This is a genomic window from Pseudonocardia sp. Ae150A_Ps1 (assembly GCF_001932315.1).
Taxonomy (GTDB): Bacteria; Actinomycetota; Actinomycetes; order Mycobacteriales; family Pseudonocardiaceae; genus Pseudonocardia.
This window is the reverse complement of record NZ_MCIJ01000001.1, coordinates 2,598,063-2,614,832: the sequence shown is the minus strand read 5'-3', so window position 1 is coordinate 2,614,832 and position 16,770 is coordinate 2,598,063. Positions and strand designations below refer to the sequence as shown.

General features: G+C 78.0%; 14 protein-coding genes and 1 pseudogene. 7 read left to right on the top strand and 8 right to left on the bottom strand.

Going from position 1 to position 16,770, the window contains the following annotated elements; translation table 11 throughout:
* Positions 1-31: 31 nt before the first annotated feature.
* From Ae150APs1_RS11970 to eccD, 8 genes are all read right to left on the bottom strand, one after another.
* Entirely contained in the window at positions 32-697 is a 666-nt protein-coding gene (locus tag Ae150APs1_RS11970; protein WP_075297556.1) for an ATP-binding cassette domain-containing protein, read from the bottom strand.
* Complete coding sequence (locus tag Ae150APs1_RS11965) at positions 694-1,656, bottom strand: ABC transporter ATP-binding protein (RefSeq protein WP_075297554.1); 963 nt, start codon at positions 1,654-1,656, stop codon at positions 694-696. Before Ae150APs1_RS11965 ends, Ae150APs1_RS11970 begins: the two co-directional genes overlap by 4 nt.
* The gene (locus Ae150APs1_RS11960) at positions 1,653-2,576 is read right to left on the bottom strand and encodes an ABC transporter permease (protein ID WP_075297552.1); all 924 of its coding nucleotides are present in this window, start codon (positions 2,574-2,576) and stop codon (positions 1,653-1,655) included. Before Ae150APs1_RS11960 ends, Ae150APs1_RS11965 begins: the two co-directional genes overlap by 4 nt.
* The gene (locus Ae150APs1_RS11955; RefSeq protein WP_075297550.1) at positions 2,569-3,573 is read right to left on the bottom strand and encodes an ABC transporter permease; all 1,005 of its coding nucleotides are present in this window, start codon (positions 3,571-3,573) and stop codon (positions 2,569-2,571) included. Before Ae150APs1_RS11955 ends, Ae150APs1_RS11960 begins: the two co-directional genes overlap by 8 nt.
* On the bottom strand, positions 3,570-5,165 hold the full coding sequence (locus tag Ae150APs1_RS11950) for an ABC transporter substrate-binding protein (protein ID WP_170918077.1): 1,596 nt from the start codon (positions 5,163-5,165) through the stop codon (positions 3,570-3,572). Before Ae150APs1_RS11950 ends, Ae150APs1_RS11955 begins: the two co-directional genes overlap by 4 nt.
* A 269-nt stretch (positions 5,166-5,434) precedes the next feature.
* On the bottom strand, positions 5,435-6,619 hold the full coding sequence (locus Ae150APs1_RS33550) for a hypothetical protein (RefSeq protein WP_249266311.1): 1,185 nt from the start codon (positions 6,617-6,619) through the stop codon (positions 5,435-5,437).
* Positions 6,620-6,726: 107 nt separating this feature from the next.
* Positions 6,727-8,049, bottom strand: coding sequence for a type VII secretion-associated serine protease mycosin (gene mycP / locus Ae150APs1_RS11940; RefSeq protein WP_075297544.1), 1,323 nt, complete (start codon positions 8,047-8,049; stop codon positions 6,727-6,729).
* Positions 8,046-9,431 (bottom strand): type VII secretion integral membrane protein EccD, encoded by a 1,386-nt coding sequence (eccD, locus tag Ae150APs1_RS11935; RefSeq protein WP_075297542.1) that lies wholly within the window; start codon positions 9,429-9,431, stop codon positions 8,046-8,048. Before eccD ends, mycP begins: the two co-directional genes overlap by 4 nt.
* Here eccD and eccCa point away from each other — a divergent pair.
* The 7 genes and pseudogenes from eccCa to rpsI form a co-directional block, all read left to right on the top strand.
* Positions 9,355-11,556 (top strand): annotated as a pseudogene (gene eccCa / locus Ae150APs1_RS33545) (type VII secretion protein EccCa); the annotation flags it as partial. The gene eccD and the pseudogene eccCa overlap by 77 nt on opposite strands.
* Before the next feature lie 257 nt (positions 11,557-11,813).
* Entirely contained in the window at positions 11,814-13,448 is a 1,635-nt protein-coding gene (gene eccCb, locus Ae150APs1_RS33540; RefSeq protein ID WP_170918076.1) for a type VII secretion protein EccCb, read from the top strand.
* Positions 13,445-14,692 (top strand): hypothetical protein, encoded by a 1,248-nt coding sequence (locus tag Ae150APs1_RS30415; RefSeq protein ID WP_083680085.1) that lies wholly within the window; start codon positions 13,445-13,447, stop codon positions 14,690-14,692. The genes eccCb and Ae150APs1_RS30415 overlap by 4 nt, the downstream gene beginning before the upstream one ends.
* 140 nt (positions 14,693-14,832) lie before the next feature.
* Entirely contained in the window at positions 14,833-15,144 is a 312-nt protein-coding gene (locus tag Ae150APs1_RS11910) for a WXG100 family type VII secretion target (RefSeq protein ID WP_075297534.1), read from the top strand.
* A 9-nt stretch (positions 15,145-15,153) separates the two neighbouring features.
* Positions 15,154-15,447, top strand: coding sequence for a WXG100 family type VII secretion target (locus Ae150APs1_RS11905; protein ID WP_010234328.1), 294 nt, complete (start codon positions 15,154-15,156; stop codon positions 15,445-15,447).
* Between the two features lie 274 nt (positions 15,448-15,721).
* On the top strand, positions 15,722-16,165 hold the full coding sequence (gene rplM / locus Ae150APs1_RS11900) for a 50S ribosomal protein L13 (protein ID WP_010234325.1): 444 nt from the start codon (positions 15,722-15,724) through the stop codon (positions 16,163-16,165).
* Positions 16,162-16,770 (top strand): 30S ribosomal protein S9, encoded by a 609-nt coding sequence (rpsI, locus tag Ae150APs1_RS33535; RefSeq protein WP_249266309.1) that lies wholly within the window; start codon positions 16,162-16,164, stop codon positions 16,768-16,770. Before rplM ends, rpsI begins: the two co-directional genes overlap by 4 nt.

The window sequence follows — 16,770 nt, the reverse complement described above, 5'->3', positions numbered from 1 at the left end:
CGGCGGCTCCGTACGACTACCCGGTCCAGGGTCACGGACGGACCCGGCTCCACGGGCGGACGACCTCGCCGGCCCACGCGCCGAGCAACGGCTCGTCGTGGCTGACGGCCAGTACGCCGAGACCACGTCCGGTGACCTCGTCGGCGACGACCGAGACCAGCGCGGCGGTGGTGGAGGCGTCGAGCATCGCCGTCATCTCGTCGCACAGCAGGTAGTCCGGCTCCGGGGCGAGCGCCCGCGCGAGGCAGGCCCGCTGGAGCTGGCCGTCGGAGACCTCGTGCGGGTGCCGCGTGCGCAGCTCCGGGGTGAGCCCGACGAGGTCGGCGACCTCGTCGACCCGTGCGGTCACAGCGGGATCCGGCGTGCCCGCCGCGCGGAGCGGCTCGGCGACGATCCGGTCCAGGGTCAGCCGGGGGTCGGTGGACGCCCGCGGCGACTGGAACACCACGCCGATGCGCCGCCGCAGTGCCGCGGGTGCACCGAACCGGTACCGGTGGACCGGCTCCCCGCCGACCGTCACCGTTCCCGACCAGGGGGCGTGCAGCAGGGCCAGTACCCGGGTCAGCGTCGACTTCCCGCATCCGGACGGGCCGGCCAGGCCGAGCACGCCCCCCGGCTCGACGGTGAGGTCGACGTCGTCGACGACGGGGTGTCCCCGCCGCCACCCGGCGGTGACGGACTCCGCGCGCAGGCTCATCGGGCCCCCTCCGGGACGTGGCACGACACCCGGCGGTCGCCGTAGGACACCGGCTCGGGATCGCCCGAGCAGGACGCCGACACCGCGCACCGGGGAGCGAACGGACAGCCGTCGGGCAGCGCGGACAGCTCGGGCGGGTGCCCCGGGACCGGGGTGAACCCGGCGCCGGGGAGGGCCCCGAGCAGGCCCGCCGTGTACGGGTGCCAGGGCTCGGCGACGACGTCGTCGGCCGGTCCGGTCTCGACCAGGCGCGAGGCGTACATGACGGCGATGTCGTCGGCCACGTCCCGGGCCGCCCGCAGGTCGTGGGTGATGAGCAGGACGGCGTGCCCCTCGTCCGCGAGCCCGGCCAGCAGGGCGGTCACGTGCTCGACGAGCGGGCGGTCGAGGCCCGCGGTCGGCTCGTCGGCCAGCAGCACCGGCGGGTTCCCGGCCAGCGCGGACGCCAGCCCGGCCCGCTGGGCCTGGCCGCCGGAGAGCTCGTGCGGGTAGAGCCCGAGCACGTGCGCGGGCAGCGCGGCCCGGTCGAGGAGCTCGGCCGCCGTCGTGTCCGTGCCGAGCCGGGCGACCGTCTCCCGGAGCTGGGCGCCGACGGTACGGGTCGGCGTGAGGTGGGAGGCGGCGGACTGCGGGACCAGGCCGATGAGGCGTCCGCGGCCGCGGTCGCGCAGCACCGCCTCCGGGGCGGTGAGCAGCTCGACGGTCCCGGCGTCGTCCGGGGTGGACAGGACGGCCGACCCGCGCACCGACGCGGTCCCCGGGAGCAGTCCGGTCAGCGCCTCGGCGAGGACCGACTTCCCGCAGCCGGACTCACCGACCAGGGCGGTGAGGCGTCCACCGCGCAGGGGCAGGCCGGCGCCGGTCACCGCGCGGACGATCCGGGCGCGCGGGCCGCGACCGACGCGGAAGGCCACGTCGAGATCGCGGACGGTGAGCACGTCCGTCCCATGGGCGCTCACAGAGCCTGCTCCGAGCGGCGGCGGGGCAGGGTCCGGTCCCGCCACCACGCTGCGATCCCGGCGACGCACAGCGTCGTCGCCGCCAGCAGGACGCTCGGGAACACCACGATCCACCAGGATCCGAGGAGCACCGCCTGCCGCCCCTCACCGAGGATCGTCCCGAGGCTCGCCAGGTGTGGTGGCAGCCCGAGCCCGAGGAAGCTCAGCGCCGTCTCGTGCCACACCGCGTGCGGGAGGATCAGCACGGCGGACAGCACCGCCTGCGGGACGACCGCGGGGAGCAGGTGCCGCCGCAGCACCCGGAGCCGGGACGCCCCGCCGGAGATCGCGGCGTCGACGAACGGGCGCTCGCGCAGCGAGAGGATCTCCGAGCGGACGACGCGGGCGACGGTCGTCCAGTGGGTGAGGCCGATCGAGGCGATCACCGCGAGCACGCTGCCCCGGTACAGCGCGACGATCACGATCCCGAGCAGCAGGTGCGGGACCGCGTTGACCGCGTCGACGACCCGCATTAGCAGTCGGTCGTACCAGCCGCCGAGCAGCCCGGACAGCGCCCCGAACAGGGTGCCGATCACCGTCGAGAGCACCGCACAGGCCGCCGCGACCTGCAGCGACACCCACAGGCCCGCGAACGAGCGCAACAGGACGTCCCGGCCGACCGAGTCGGTGCCGAACGGGTGCGCCGCCGAGGGGGCCTGTCGGATCGCGGTGTAGTCGACCAGACCCTCGTCGAGACCGCCGAGCCACGGGACGAGGGCGGCGGCGAGCACCAGCAGCGTCAGCCCGGACGCGCCCGCGACCAGCCGGGCCCGGCCCGAGGAGCGACGCCCGCGCGGCGAGCCGGGACGGGGCCGCCCGGCCGAGCGCCACGGCCCGGGATCGGGGTGGTGCGTCCCGGTGTGCAGAGCGAGGTCAGACATCGGCGACCACCCGGGGATCGAGGAGCAGGACGGTCAGGTCGGCGACCAGCGACCCGGCGAGCACCGCCACGGCGGACAGCAGGGTGAGCGCGGCGAGCAGCGGGAAGTCCACCGCGAGCGCCGCGGTGACGACCGCGGCCGCGATGCCCGGCCAGGAGAAGACCGTCTCCACCAGCACCGCGCCGGTGACGAGCTCGGGCAGCCGGTTGCCGAGGACGGTGACGAACGGCAGCAGCGCGGTCGGCAGCGCGTGCCGCAGCACGACGACGCGCTCCGGGAGGCCGCGGGCCCGGGCACCCGCGACGTGGTCGTCGTCCAGCGCGGAGATCAGCGAGGCCCGCACGTGCAGCACCAGCCACGGCGTCTGGGACACCCCCAGCACCACCGCGGGCAGGACGAGGTGCCGGGCGACCTGACCGGCCGTCGGTGCGGCACCGGCGTCGGTGAGCCCGGCGACCGGCAGCACCGGCCAGGCGACGGCGAAGACCGCGATCGCCGCGAGCGCCAGGACGAACGGCGGCAGGCCCTCCAGGGTGTGCCCGACGGCGGTGACGGCCCGGTCGAACCAGCCGCCCTGCCGCCACGCCGCCGCCGTCCCGGCCGCCAGCGCGAGGACCAGGGACACCAGCAGGGCGCAGACGACGAGCAGCAGCGTCCACGGCAGCCGCTCGGCGATCACCTGGGCGACCGGCTGGCGCATCGACAGGCTCTGCCCGAGATCACCGGTGAGCAGCCCGCCCAGCCACCGGCCGAGCTGGTCGAACCCCCCGCCGTCCAGGCCGAGCGCGCGTTCCGCGGCGGCGATCTCCTCGTCGCCCGCGGAGAAGATCCCGACCCCGAAGTACTGGTACATCGGCCGGAACGGCGACGCCGCGGCGAGCAGGAACACCCCGACCGCGACGATCACGACCGTGGGGACACCGAGCAGGACCCGCAGACCGACCAGCCGGGCGACCGCGCGTCCCCGCCGGCGCTCGAGTGGCGCGACCGCCGTCACTGCTTCGGCGTCCAGTCCTCGAGGTTCCACCACGGGCCCCACGTGACGCCGTGCGTGTGCGGCTCGACGACCTCGACGTAGCCGTCCCAGCTGTCGCGGGAGACGTAGCTGTGCCCCACGAACACGAGGAAGACCATCCCGGGGTCGGCGGCGTAGGCCCGCTGGAACGCGCGGATCTGCTCGTCGCGGGCGGCGTCGTCGGGGGCGCGCAGTGCGGCGTCGAGGGCCGCGTCGACCTGCGGGTTCGAGTACGAGCCCGGGTTGTTGAAGCCGTCGGCCGCGTTCGACGAGTGCAGCAGCTGCCAGGACTTGAAGCCCGGGTCGAACGGATCGCCGCCGCCGAGGACGAGTGCGTCCCGGCCCATCCGGGGCTCGATGGCCTCCCAGCCCAGGCCCTCCAGCCGCACGTCGATCCCGGCGGCGCGGGCGTCGGAGGCGAACGCCTGCGCGAGGTCCCGCCGGATGGTGTCGGTGGCCGGGTACATCAGGGAGAAGCTCGCGGCCTGCCCGTTCCGGGCGCGGACGCCGTCCGGGCCGGGTGCCCAGCCGGCCTCGTCGAGCAGCCGGGCCGCCCCGGCGGGGTCGAAGTCGAAGGCGGCGGACGGCTCGACCTGCTCGGGCAGGGCGTCCGGGATCGGGTTCGAGGCCGGCCGCCCCTGCCCGGCGAGCAGCGCGTCGACCATGCCCTGCCGGTTCACCGCCCGGTTCAGCGCGGCCCGGATCGCCGGGTCCGCCGTCACCGGGTTCGCGAACGGCAGCGCGATCGTGCGGTAGTCGGCCGACGAGTGCTCCCGCAGCGCCATGCCGCTCTGCGCGGCGACCGCCTTCGCCAGGGCCGGGGGCAGGACGGTGCCGTCGAACTCGCCCGCGCCGACCCGCTGGGCGCGCGTGTTGTCGTCGGTCGCGAAGACGACGGTCACCCGCTTCACCGCGGGCGCACCGCCCCAGTAGCCCTCGTTGGCCTGCAGCACCATCGTGTCGCCGCGGCGCCACTCGACGAGCGAGTAGGGGCCGGTGCCGACCGGCCGGGTGTTCACCGGGAGGTCGGCGACGGGCCCGCCGTCCTGCAGCACCTCGGAGGGGAGGATCCCCGAGGTGAGGCGGGCGGGGAACGCGCCGTAGGCGTAGGACAGGTCGAACCGGACGGCGTCCGTGCCGACGGGTTCGACCCGCTCGAGCATCGGGACAGCGGAGCCGATCGTCGCCGCCCGGTCCGGCGCCAGGATCGCCCGGTAGGTCGCGACGACGTCCTCGGGCCCGAAGGTGGAGCCGTCGTGGAACGTGACGCCCTGACGCAGCGGGACGGTCCAGGACCGCCGGTCGGGCGACGGTGTCGCCTCGCCGGCGGCGAGCGCCGGCTGCAGGGCCCGGTCCGCGTCGTGGGCGTAGAGCCCGTCGTAGAACTTGCTCGCGCCCTCCGCGCCGTACCCGAGCAGCGGGTTGAGGTCGTCGGGCTCGTAGCCGTCGGCGAGGGTCATCGTGGTGGGGTCCCCGGTGGGAGCGGACTCCCCGGGCGCGGGCGTGGGGGCCGAGCATCCGGCGACGACCAGGGCGGCCAGCAACGGGACGGCGATGTTCCGCAGGGCGATCACGCAGCGGCACATTATGGGCAACAACCGAGAGCTGGCAACGAAACCGGCCGATCGGACAGGTGAGGTACTTCTACGCAGCGTGTGCCGATCCGGCGCGGCCGGGTGGGTCGCTGCCTACCGTCCGGGTGGTGCCAGCCGAGCCCGGCCCGGTCCGTGTCCAGCGCGCGCCGGCCACCCGCGACCAGGTCGACGCCTACCGGTTCGGTGTGCGCCGGAGCGAGGCGGCGCTCGTCCGGGCCGATCCGGTCCCCCTGCACGAGCAGATCCGCTCACAGCGGCGGGCCGTGGTCGCGGGGGCGCTGCTCGGGCTCCTGGCGCTCGGGGTCGCCGCGCTGCTGCCCGGCGGGGCGACGGACTGGCAGCAGCGGGCGCTGGTGCGCGGGGAGCGCAGCGGTGTGCTCTACGCCGTCGCCGCCGACCCGCCGCGGCTCGTCCCGGTCGCCGATCCCGTCGCCGGCCGGCTCGTCCTCGCCGCGATCGGCAGGCCCGACGGCGCCGCGGTCCCGGTCGCGGTGTCCGACGCGGTGCTCGCCACGGCCCCGCGCACCCCGCCCGCCGCCGCACGCGGTGCAGTCGGCGTCGCTCTCGACGGCGCGGCCGTGCCGCCCGCGTGGGCGGTCTGCGACACCGCGCCCGCGGCCGGCCCCGGGCCGGGGGACGTCACCGTGCTCGCCGGGTCGCTGGGTCCCGGCCCGGAGGGAGCTGGCCCGTCCCTGCTGCTCACCGCCGAGGGCGGTGCGACCTACCTCGTGCACGACGGCCGCAGGCACCGGCTCGACCCGTCCGACCGGGACGCCCTGTCCGGGCTCGGGCTGCTCGGGGCGCCGGGTGGCGGGCGGGCTGCTGTCGGCGATCCCCGAGGGTCCGGCGCTGCGGGTGCCCGCGCCGCGGCCGGACGAGGTGCCCGGTCTCGGGAGGGCCGGGGACGTCGTCGTCACCCGGCCGCTGGGGGCGCCCGCCGCGTACCACCTCGTCGTCGACGGGGGTCTCGCGCCCGTCCCGGTGACCCTCGCCGACGCCGTGCTGTCGCGCAGCGGGCAGGGCCGCCCCACGACCCTGCCGCAGGGCCGGGTGGCGACCGCCCCGGTGGCGACGGTGCCCGGAGCCGGCGCGTGGCCGGCGGCCCGGCTCGCCGGCACGGGGTCCGCACCGGTGCTCTGCCGGACCTGGCGGGACGGCCGCGGCGGGTTCGTCGCCGCCGAGCGGCCGCCCGTCGCGGCCGGCTCCGTCGCGGTGACGCCGGCCGGTGCGGACGGGCCGGGACCCGCGCTGGACGGGATCGTCCTGCCGCCGTCCGGGCCCGGCCCGCTGCGCGCGAGGTCCCCGGGCGCCGAGGGGGACGCCGGCGGGACGCGCTGGCTGCTCGCCGCGTCCGGTGCGGTGTTCGGTGTCGCCGACGACCCGACGGCCGCGGCGCTCGGGATCGCGGTGCCCGGGAACGCTCCCGCCGACATCGTGCGGCTGCTGCCGCGCGGCGGTGTGCTGGACGTCGCAGCGGCCCGGGGTACCGCGGACGTCCCGGGCTGCCGGACCCGTCCCGGCCGGTGGGAGGCAGTCCTCGTCAGGAGGACCGGAATCGGCGGGCACCGCCCGTGCGCCGCCGCAGACCGGCCAGGACGGCGGCGAGCGCACCGCCCGCGGCGGCGACCGCGCCGATCCCGGCGACCGCCGGGAGGTCCGGCGGGCGGGGTGCCGGGGCGGGCAGCGGCACGGTCGTACCCTGTGGCGTGCCGGGGCCGTCCGCCGTCCCGCCGGCGGTGGGACCGCCCGGACCCGGGACCAGCAGGAGCGGCTCGGCGCTCAGCGCGGCGGACGGGTCCAGCACGCCGTCGCCGACCCGGTCGTCGCGCCCCGCGCCCGGACGGCGTGCGGTCGCCCGCAGCCGGTCGGCTACCTGACCGGCGGTCAGCATCGGGAAACGTTCGCGGACCAGCGCAGCGGTACCCGCCACCAGCGGGGCCGCGTACGACGTCCCGCTGACGACGGCGCCCTCCGGGCCCGCCGGCGCCGGCAGGCCGACGCCCGGGGCGGCCACGTCCACCCAGGGGCCCGCGACGGAGAACGGGGCCGGGCGGTCGTCGCCGTCGACGGCGCCGACGGCGAGCACGTCGTCGTAGAGCGCGGGCAGCGGCCGGAGCCCCGGCTCCCCGGTGCAGGTCCCGGCCGGGTCGAGGTTCCCGGCCGCGGCGACGACCAGGACGTCCGCGCGGCGGGCCGCGGCGACGGCCGTGCGGAGCGGCGCGGCGACGTCGTCGAGCCGGTCGGCGGGGACGCAGACGACCTCCGACACGTTGATCACCGAGGCGCCGAGCGCCACGGCCCGGTCGACGGCGGCGGCCAGGGTCCGGATCTCGCCGGCGGGCCGCTCGGTCCCGTCGTCGTCGCGCACCGCGAACCGGGCCGACGACTGTCGCAGCGACACGAGCCACGCGCCCGGCGCCATCCCGGCGCCGGTGCCGGTGCCGTCGGCTGCGCCGGCGAGCAGGAGTGCGACGTCGGTGCCGTGGCCGTCGCAGTCGTCGAGCCCGTCGCCGCCGGCGAGGTAGTCCCCGCCGCCGCGCAGCCGACCGGCCAGGCGCGGCACGGCGGCGACCCCGGTATCGATCACCGCGACGATCTGCCCGGCCCCGGTGGCCAGCCCGTCCGGGGGCCGGGGGACAGCGCCGGGGGCGGCGCCGGGCCCGCCGGTGCCGGGTGGGGTGCACGCGCGGGTCCGGCGGAGGCCGTCGGCCGGGCCGGGATCGCGCACCGCGGCCCGGGTGGCGCCCGCGACGGCGGGAACCGGGCCGGTCGGCGCCGCGGCGAGGTCCGCCGCCGGCACCGCGGCCAGCGCGACCGCCGCCACCCCCGCGACGACGACCCCCGCCGCGCGTGCCCGGGTCACAGCCCGCGGACCAGGCCGAACAGGCCCATGGCGGCGAGCGCGGCCGGGATCGCGGCGGCGGTGAGCACCAGCTCGGTGACGTCGAGGGCGCGCCGGGCCGGTGGCGACGGTGCCACTCGCGCCGCGGCGGCTCCCGCACCGACGGCGAGCAGCAGCCCGGCCGCCACGACGATCCGCACCGGCGGCGCGAGCGCCGCGGCGGCCGGGACGGCGGCGACCGCGACGGCGACCACGGCCGTGCCCGCCAGGAACCGGGCCGGGACCGGCTCGACGAGCGCACGGGCCCGCAGGAGCAGGACCGCCGCCGTGACCGTCAGCAGCAGCGACCCGGCCCAGCCGCCGAGCGCCGCCGCGGTCGCCGCCCCGCCCGCGGCCGGCAGCGCGGTCCCGGCGAGGGCGCCGGAGTGCAGTCCGCGGGCGAGCCGGGCCCGGGCGGCCGGCGCGTCGCCAGGGAGGACCTGCTCGGCGTCGGGGAGCCCGCCGGAATCGGCCGGGACCACCGGGGCGGGTACCCCCGCGAGGCGCAGTGCGAGCCGCGGGAGGAGCGGTCCGGCGGCCAGCGCGGGCGCGGCGAGCCCGGCGGCGACCGCGGACGCCGGGACGTCGAGCGACAGGCCCACTAGCGCGGCCGCCGCGGTGGCGGTGGCAGCCAGCGCCACCGCCAGCAGCACGGGGGACACCGGGCGCCGGACCGCCTGCCCGGCCGCCGCGGCGAGGCCCGCACCCGCCGCGGCCAGCAGGACCGCGCCCGCCCCGGCGGGTACCGGCAGTGCGAGCAGACCCGCGGCCGCCGCGGCCGGGACCGCGCACAGTGCCGCGCCGGTCGCGACCCGGCCGCCGTCGCCGTCCCCGGGGTCGCCGCCGCGGCGTGCCACGGCCAGGGCGGCGACGGCGCCGGTGGCCGCGACCGCCGCCGCGGCCCAGCGCCACGGCCCGTCCACGGTGGACAGCACCGCGCAGGCGGCCGCGGTGCCGATGACCGCCGCGGCGGGACCCGCCCACGGGGCCGGCGCCGACCCGGCGGCGGCCTCGCGGACCGCGTCCGCGACGGTCTCGGCGGCGTCGTCGAGGACCGGGGGAGCCGGGGCGGGCCGGGCCGGGCCGAGGTGGAGCAGCTCGCCGTCGTACACCCGGAGCTCGCCGAGGGGCGCGTCCGGCGGCAGCGGGCCCCCGCCGGGACCGGTGAACCGCCAGGCCTCCGGGACGGCCGGCCGGGCGCCCGGGAGGCCCAGCTCACGGACCATCGGGACCAGCTCGGCCACCGGGACGTCCGCGGGCAGTGCCAGGTCCGCCGACCCGCGCGGGGTGAGCACGGTGACCCGCACCCAGCGGCCCGGCGACGTTCCGGTGGGGCCGGTCGGCGTGGGCAGGACGGCGGTCACGGGCGGCTCCGGACTTCGCGGGAACGGCCCCGGTGGGCCCGGGGCGGCTGCGAGTATTCGCCGGTCCCGGCGGCCGCCGTGGGCGTTCCGGAGAACTCGGCGAGCGCGGAGGTCCGCGGTGGCGGGAACGGTCGGCCTGCGACGGCCACGGCGGTCGGTGCCCGAGCTGCCCGGCGGGGAGCTGGTGCTGGAGCCGCCGCCGGAGCCGGAGCGGCCCGTCCCCGGCGGCGTGGCGCAACGCCTGCTCCCGCTGGTGATGATCGCCGGGGCCCTGTTGTTCGTCGTGCTGAACCCCCGCGAGTCGGGCAGCTGGCTGTTCGGCGGGATGTTCGTGCTGTCGGCGGCCGGGATGCTCGTCTCCGGGGGCGGGCGCGGTGCCGGTGCCCGCACCGCCACGATGGACGAGGACCGCCGCGACTACCTGCGCTACCTCGACGTCCTCGGCGCCCGGGTCCGCGGGATCGCGGCCGAGCAGCGGTGCGCACTGGAGACCGTGCACCCGGAGCCGGGCGCGTGGCCGGACGTGCTCGCCGCCGGGCGGCTCTGGGAGCGCCGCCCCGGCGACGACGACTTCGGGCGGCTCCGCGCGGGCCGCGGCACCCAGCGGCTCGCGACCCGGCTCACCGCCCCGCACACCGGACCGCTGGAGACCCTGGAACCGCTGTCCGCGCTGGCCCTGCGCCGATTCCTGCGCCGCCACTCGACCGTGCCCGGCCTGCCGGTCGCGGTCGACGTCCGGGCCGCGGCGACCGTCTGGCTCGAACCGCTCGACGACGCCGGCCCGGCCACCCCCGCGCTCGACCTGGCCCGCGCGCTCGTCGCCCAGTTCGTGCTCTGGCACGGCCCGGACGACGCCCGGCTCGCCGTCGTCGCCCCCGGCGCCGCCGCTGCCCGCTGGGACTGGGCGAAGTGGCTCCCGCACGTCGAGCATCCCCGGCACCACGACGCCGTCGGGCCGGTCCGGATGATCACCGACGACCCGGACCGGGTGCGGCGCTGGTGGGTCGACGAGCCGTCGTCGGCGCAGCAGCACCTGCTCGTGGTGCTCGACGGTGCGGCGGACACCCCCGGCGCGTGGGCCGGGCTGCCCGGGGTGACGGTGCTGCGGCTCGGCCCGGCCGGGCGGCGCAGGCCGGCCGCGTCGGTGCTGCGCCTCGCCGCGGGCACCGGCCCGGACGGGACGAGGACCCTGCGTCGTGGCGGGCCGGACGGCACGACCGTCGGCCGGCCCGACGGCGTCACCGTCGCGGAGGCGCGGGCGCTCGCCCGGCGGCTCGCGCGCTACCGGCCGGCCGGGGCTCCCGGCGCCGCCGCCGGTCCCGGGACCGACGGCCCGGTCGCCGGCCTGCCGTCGCTGCCCGGGCCGGACGTCGCCGCGGCCGCGGTGGCCGCGCTGCGCCGCCGGCGCGGCCCGGCGGAGCGGCTGCGGGTGCCGATCGGCACCGACGACGCCGGCCGCCCCGTGCTGCTCGACGTGAAGGAGTCCGCGCAGGGTGGGGCCGGTCCGCACGGTCTGTGCATCGGCGCGACCGGATCGGGCAAGTCGGAGCTGTTGCGCACCCTGGTGCTGGGACTGGTCGCCGCGCACCCCGCCGACGAGCTGAACCTCGTCCTCGTCGACTTCAAGGGCGGCGCGACGTTCCTCGGGCTGGCCGGTCTCCCGCACGTCTCCGCGGTGATCACGAACCTGGCGGAGGAGCTGGCGCTGGTCGACCGGATGGCCGACGCGCTCGCCGGGGAGATCACCCGCCGGCAGGAGCTGCTGCGGGCCGCCGGGAACCTGGCCTCGCAGGCCGAGCACACGGCCGCGCGCGAGGCCGCCGCGCGGCGCGGGGAGCCCGTGCCGGAACCGCTGCCGTCGCTGCTCGTGGTGGTCGACGAGTTCTCCGAGCTGCTGGCCCAGCGCCCCGAGATGATCGACCTGATGGTCACGGTCGGCCGGCTGGGCCGGTCGCTGGGCATCCACCTGCTGCTGGCGTCGCAGCGGCTGGAGGAGGGACGGCTGCGCGGGCTCGAGTCGCACCTGTCGTACCGGATCGCGCTCCGCACGTTCTCCGCCGCCGAGTCGCGAGCCGTGCTCGGCGTGCCGGACGCGCACCTGCTGCCGCCGACGCCCGGTGCGGCCTACCTGTCCGCAGGTACCGACGAGTTGGTGCGGTTCCGGGCCGCCTACGTCTCGGCACCCGGACCGGACCTCCCCGCCCGGCGGCACGGCCCGGCGGCACGGCCCGGCCGCGCGTCGCGTGCTGCCGTTCCTCGCCGGACGGGTGTCGCCGCCCGCCGCCCCGGACCGTCCGCGCCCGGCGCCACCGGTGGACCGGTTCCCGACCGTGCTGGAGCGGGTCGTGGCCGCCGTGTCGGGGCCCGGGCCGCGCGCACCGGGTGTGGCTGCCGCCCCTCGACGAGCCGCCGCCGCTGTCCACGGTGCTCGGCGAGCCGGCGGTCCGGTCCGACCGCGGCCTGCAGGCGCCCGGCCCCACCGGACGGCTGGTCGCACCGATCGGGCTGGTCGACCGGCCCTACCTGCAACGACGCGACCCCCTGGTGGTGGACCTGTCCGGGGCGGCGGGGCACCTCGCCGTCGTCGGCGGTCCGCGGTCGGGCAAGTCGACGGCGCTGCGCACGCTGGTCGTCGCGCTCGCCCTGACCCACACCCCGTACGAGCTGGGTGTGCACGTCCTCGACCTCGGCGGCGGCACGCTCGGCCCGCTCGGCGGGCTGCCGCACGTCGGGACGGTCGCCGACCGCCGTCGTACGGACCTGGTGCGGCGGGTCGTGGCGGAGGTCGTCGCGACCGTCGAGCACCGGGAGCGGCTCTTCGGCACGCACGGCATCGCCGGGGTGGAGGACTTCCGCACCCGGCGTGCGGCGGGTGAGCTCACCGACGAGCCCTGCACGGACCTGCTGCTCGTCGTCGACGGCTACCCCGCGCTGCGGTCCGCGGGCGACGACCTCGACGAGCGGCTCACCGCGCTCGCGGCGCGCGGGCTCGCGTACGGCGTGCACGTGGCGGTGTCCGCGGGGCGCTGGGCCGACTTCCGGCCGGTGCTCAAGGACCAGCTCGGCAGCTGCCTCGAGCTGCGTCTCGGTGACCCGTCGGACTCCGAGACCGACCGCCGGCGGGCCGCCGCGGTGCCGTCGCGGCCCGGGCACGGGCTCGCCCCCGACGGCGCGGCGGCCGTGGTCGCCGCCCCGGTGACGGTCACCGGCGCCGACCCCGCACCGCCGGTCGCGGCCGCATGGCCCGGCGCCGGTCTGCCTGCGGTGCGGCTGCTGCCCGAGCGGATCACCGTCGAGGAGCTCCCGCCCGGGCTCGGGCGCGGTCCGGCCCTCGGCGTCGACGAGGACCGGCTGCGCACCGTCGAACTCGACCCGGACGAGCCGCACCTGCTCTGCTTCGCCGATTCCGGCGGCGGCAAGACGAACCTGCTCCGGCTGATCGCCCGCGGCATCGCGGCGCGCCGGACGCCCGAGGAGGCCCGGATCGTCGTCGACCACCGGCGGACGCTGCTCGGTGCGGTCCCGCCGTCGCACCTGCTGGCACACGCCGCGACCGCGGGGGCGACGGCGGAGGCCTGCGCCGACGTCGCCGGGTCGCTGGGGCGGCGGCTGCCCGGCGCCGGCGTCACCCCGGCCCAGCTGCGGGAACGCTCCTGGTGGAGCGGGCCGGACGTCTGGGTGCTGGTCGACGACTACGACCTCGTCGTCCCGGCGGCCGGCAGCTCCGGCGGGCACCCGCTGCTGCCGCTGGCCGAGTACCTGCCGCAGGCCCGCGACGTCGGGCTGCACGTCGTCGTCGCCCGGCGGACCGGGGGCGCGAGCCGCGCGCTGTTCGATCCGGTGCTGGGGCGGCTGCGCGAGCTCGGCGCGCCCGGCCTGGTCGGCGCCGGCAGCCCGGACGAGGGGGCGTTGCTGGAGAAGGTGAAGCCGGGCCCGATGCCGCCGGGGCGGGCGGTGCTGGTCGACCGCGGACACGGCGCGCGCCGGGTGCAGCTGGCCTGGACCGAGCCGGAGTGACGACGGTGCCGGGGTTCGCCGTGGCGGTCCACACCCGGCCGTCCGGGGTGCTGCTCGCGGCCGCGGACGAGGGCGGGATCCGGCTGCTCGCCGCGGCCCCGGCGGGGACACCCTCGGCCGACGCGGTCACGGACTTCTTCGGCGACGACCCGCCCGCCGTCGTGGTCCGGGTCGGGACGACGCCGGGTGGCCCGTTCCCCGGGACGCCGCGGGTGCTGCTGGTACCGGTGGCGGTCGCGGTGCTGGCGGTCGGGCCGGTCCCCGCGGCCGGGCCGGTGCTCGTCGTGCACGCCGGTCCGGACGGGACGGACGCGGTCGTGGTCGACGGCGGGACGGTCGTGCCGTCCGGCACCGCCCCGCGCGGTGTCCCGGTGGAGATCGTCCTGGCGGGGGAGCGGGTGCTCGACGACCCCGGCTGGCCGGCCGCGACCGCCCGGACGGCGGCGTGCCCGGTGCGGGTGGCGGGCCCGGCCGGGCCCGGCGACCCGGCGGACGTGCCCGGCGCCGGGCCGGACACCGCGGCGGTGCTCGGGGCGGGGTCCTGGTGGCGGGACATCGGGGCGCGGGAAACCGGGGCGCGGGAAACCGGGGCGCGGGACATCCGGCCGCAGGCATCCGGCCGCGGGACCGCCGTTCGCCGGGGCCGTGGAGCCGGACGGGGAGCCCGGGCCGGGCGAGGACCACGACCCGGGCCGCGCCCGGCTCGTCCTCCCGGTGCTCGCCGTGCTCGGGACGGTGCTCGTCGTCGCGGGCCTGCTCGCCGGGGGCCGCGGCCCGGTGGGGGCGGAGGGGCCCGCCAGGCCGGTGGCAGGGGCAGCGGTCCTCGTCCAGTACGGCTACGCGGCGGCGCTGCCCGCCGGGTGGGAGCACACCGGCGGGGACCCGGCCCGCCGGCGCGTGCTGCTCACCCCGGCCGGACGGCCGGACGGCCGGACGGCGCCGATCTCGTCGTCGTCGAACGCAGCCCGCTCGGTTACGACGCCGGCCGCGAACCGGACCGGGTGCGCCGCGAGCTCGCCGGCCTGCTAGGCGGCCGGGCCGGGGCCGGACCGCCCGGTCCGCGCACCGTCGGCGGCCGGGCGGTGCTCGGCTGGACCCAGCACCCCGGCGACGGCACCGTCGTCGACTGGCACGCGGTGTTCGAGGGCGGTGAGCAGCTCGTCGTGGGCTGCCGTCGTCCGGCGGGCGCGGTGGTCACCCCGGCCTGCGCCGAGGTCGTCGGCTCGGTGCGGGCGGTGCGCTGAGGCGTTCCCGGTCGCGAACGACGGGTCCCGAACGGCCGTGGCCGGGTCCCCGCCCTGCGACGGTGCCCCGGCCGGGGACGGGTGTCCCCGGCCCCGGACGGCCCGGCCGCCCGGGGCGGACACGGGACGGGGTGAGGCGCATGGCCGAGGGGTTCGGCACGACGACGGAGGAGATGGCCCGGGCGGCGGGCCGGGTGCGGGAGGTGAGCACCGCGGTGGACGGCGAGCTGGATGGGCTGCGCTCGCGGCTGGAGGCGACCCGCGGCCGGTGGGCGGGGGCCGCGGCCACCGCCTTCACCGCGCTGATGGCCGAGTGGGACACCGAGGCGACACGGCTCAACGCCGCGCTCGCCGACATCGCGGAGCAGCTCGGTGGCACGGCCACGGCCTACCGGCGGATCGAGGACGAGAACGCCCGGAACGTCTCGGCCATCACGTCGGCGCTGGGCTGAGGGGCGGGCATGGGAGGCGAGATCAAGGTCACGTTCGCCGCGATCGAGCAGGCCGCGGCCGACATCGACGGGGCGCGGGCGCGCATCCTCGGACAGCTCGACGACCTCCGCGGGTACCTGGCGCCGGTCGTGTCGGGCTGGACGGGCGACGCGGCCACCCGCTACGACGAGGCACAGCGGCGCTGGGACGGCTCCGCGGCCGACCTGACCGGCACCCTGCAGAAGATCAAGGTGCTGGTCCTGGACGCAGGGGCGGGCTACCGGGCCGTCGAGGCGGACAACGCGAAGCGGTTCACGGCCTGACCGCCCGGGAGCGGACCGGAGCGACCCCCCGCGTCCGCTCCCGGGAGCGCCGGGTACTCTTGACTCTCGTTGTGCAGCGGTGGAGACCCGCGGGCGCTGTCCGTCGTCCCTCGAGCAGGTTCGTGAGGGCAGCCGAGTCCGGCGGGCGTGCGTCCCTCCGGCGTCCACCAGCGGCACGCTGAGGAACCAGTGACACACCAGTGTGGACCGGTGGCCGCGCGGATGCCCCGCCGGTACCGCCCACCGAAGCCGAGAACGACGACGAGGTAGATCCGTGCCCACGTACAGCCCGAAGCCCGGCGACATCAACCACGCCTGGCACGTGATCGACGCCGACGACGTGCGCCTCGGTCGGCTCGCCACCCACGCCGCCACGCTGCTGCGTGGCAAGCACAAGCCGACCTACGCGCCGCACGTCGACAACGGCGACTTCGTGGTGATCGTGAACGCCGAGAAGATCTCGGTGTCCGGCAACAAGCGCACCGACAAGTTCGTGTACCGGCACTCCGGCTTCCCGGGTGGCCTCAGCCAGCGGTCGGTCGGCGAGATGATCGACAGCCACCCGGACCGCCTGGTCGAGAAGGCCATCAAGGGCATGCTGCCGAAGAACCGTCTCGGCCGTGCGATGGCCAAGAAGCTGAAGGTCTACGCCGGCCCGTCGCACCCGCACGAGGCCCAGAAGCCGCAGCCGTTCGAGATCAAGCAGGTCAGCCAGTGACCACCCCGAGCAACGAAGAGGGACAGCCCGTGACCAGCCCCGAGAACGGACCCGACGAGGTCGTCGAGACGGTCGAGACCGAGGGTGCCGCCGCCGAGGCGACCGACACCGAGCTGACCGAGACCGTCGGCGAGGCCGTCGCGGACGTCGACTACTCGATCGACGACTCCTCCGAGTTCGACGCCGATGCGTTCGCCGCCGAGGCGCCCGTCCTGGGTGACCGTCCGGTGCAGACCGTCGGCCGCCGCAAGGAGGCCGTCGTCCGTGTGCGTCTGCTGCCCGGCAGCGGCCAGTTCACGCTGAACGGCAAGCCGCTCGAGACGTACTTCCCGAACAAGCTGCACCAGCAGGTCGTCAAGGACCCGCTGATCACGGTCGAGAAGACCGAGCGGTTCGACATCTTCGCGAACCTGCGCGGTGGCGGCACCGCGGGTCAGGCCGGCGCCCTGCGCCTGGCCATCGCCCGTGCGCTCGCCGAGCTCGACGCCGAGGACCGTCCGGCCCTGAAGAAGGCCGGCTTCCTCACCCGGGACGCCCGCGCCGTCGAGCGCAAGAAGTACGGCCTCAAGAAGGCCCGCAAGGCGCCCCAGTACTCCAAGCGCTGA

Excerpts from the sequence above, each read along its gene's own strand:
- Ae150APs1_RS11910 (WP_075297534.1), top strand. The coding sequence starts at position 14,833 with ATGGCCGAGGGGTTCGGCACGACGACGGAGGAGATGGCCCGGGCGGCG.
- Ae150APs1_RS11960 (WP_075297552.1), bottom strand. The coding sequence starts at position 2,576 with ATGTCTGACCTCGCTCTGCACACCGGGACGCACCACCCCGATCCCGGG.
- Ae150APs1_RS33550 (WP_249266311.1), bottom strand. The coding sequence starts at position 6,619 with ATGTCGGCGGGAGCGTTCCCGGGCACCGCGATCCCGAGCGCCGCGGCC.
- Ae150APs1_RS11970 (WP_075297556.1), bottom strand. The coding sequence starts at position 697 with ATGAGCCTGCGCGCGGAGTCCGTCACCGCCGGGTGGCGGCGGGGACAC.
- Ae150APs1_RS11905 (WP_010234328.1), top strand. The coding sequence starts at position 15,154 with ATGGGAGGCGAGATCAAGGTCACGTTCGCCGCGATCGAGCAGGCCGCG.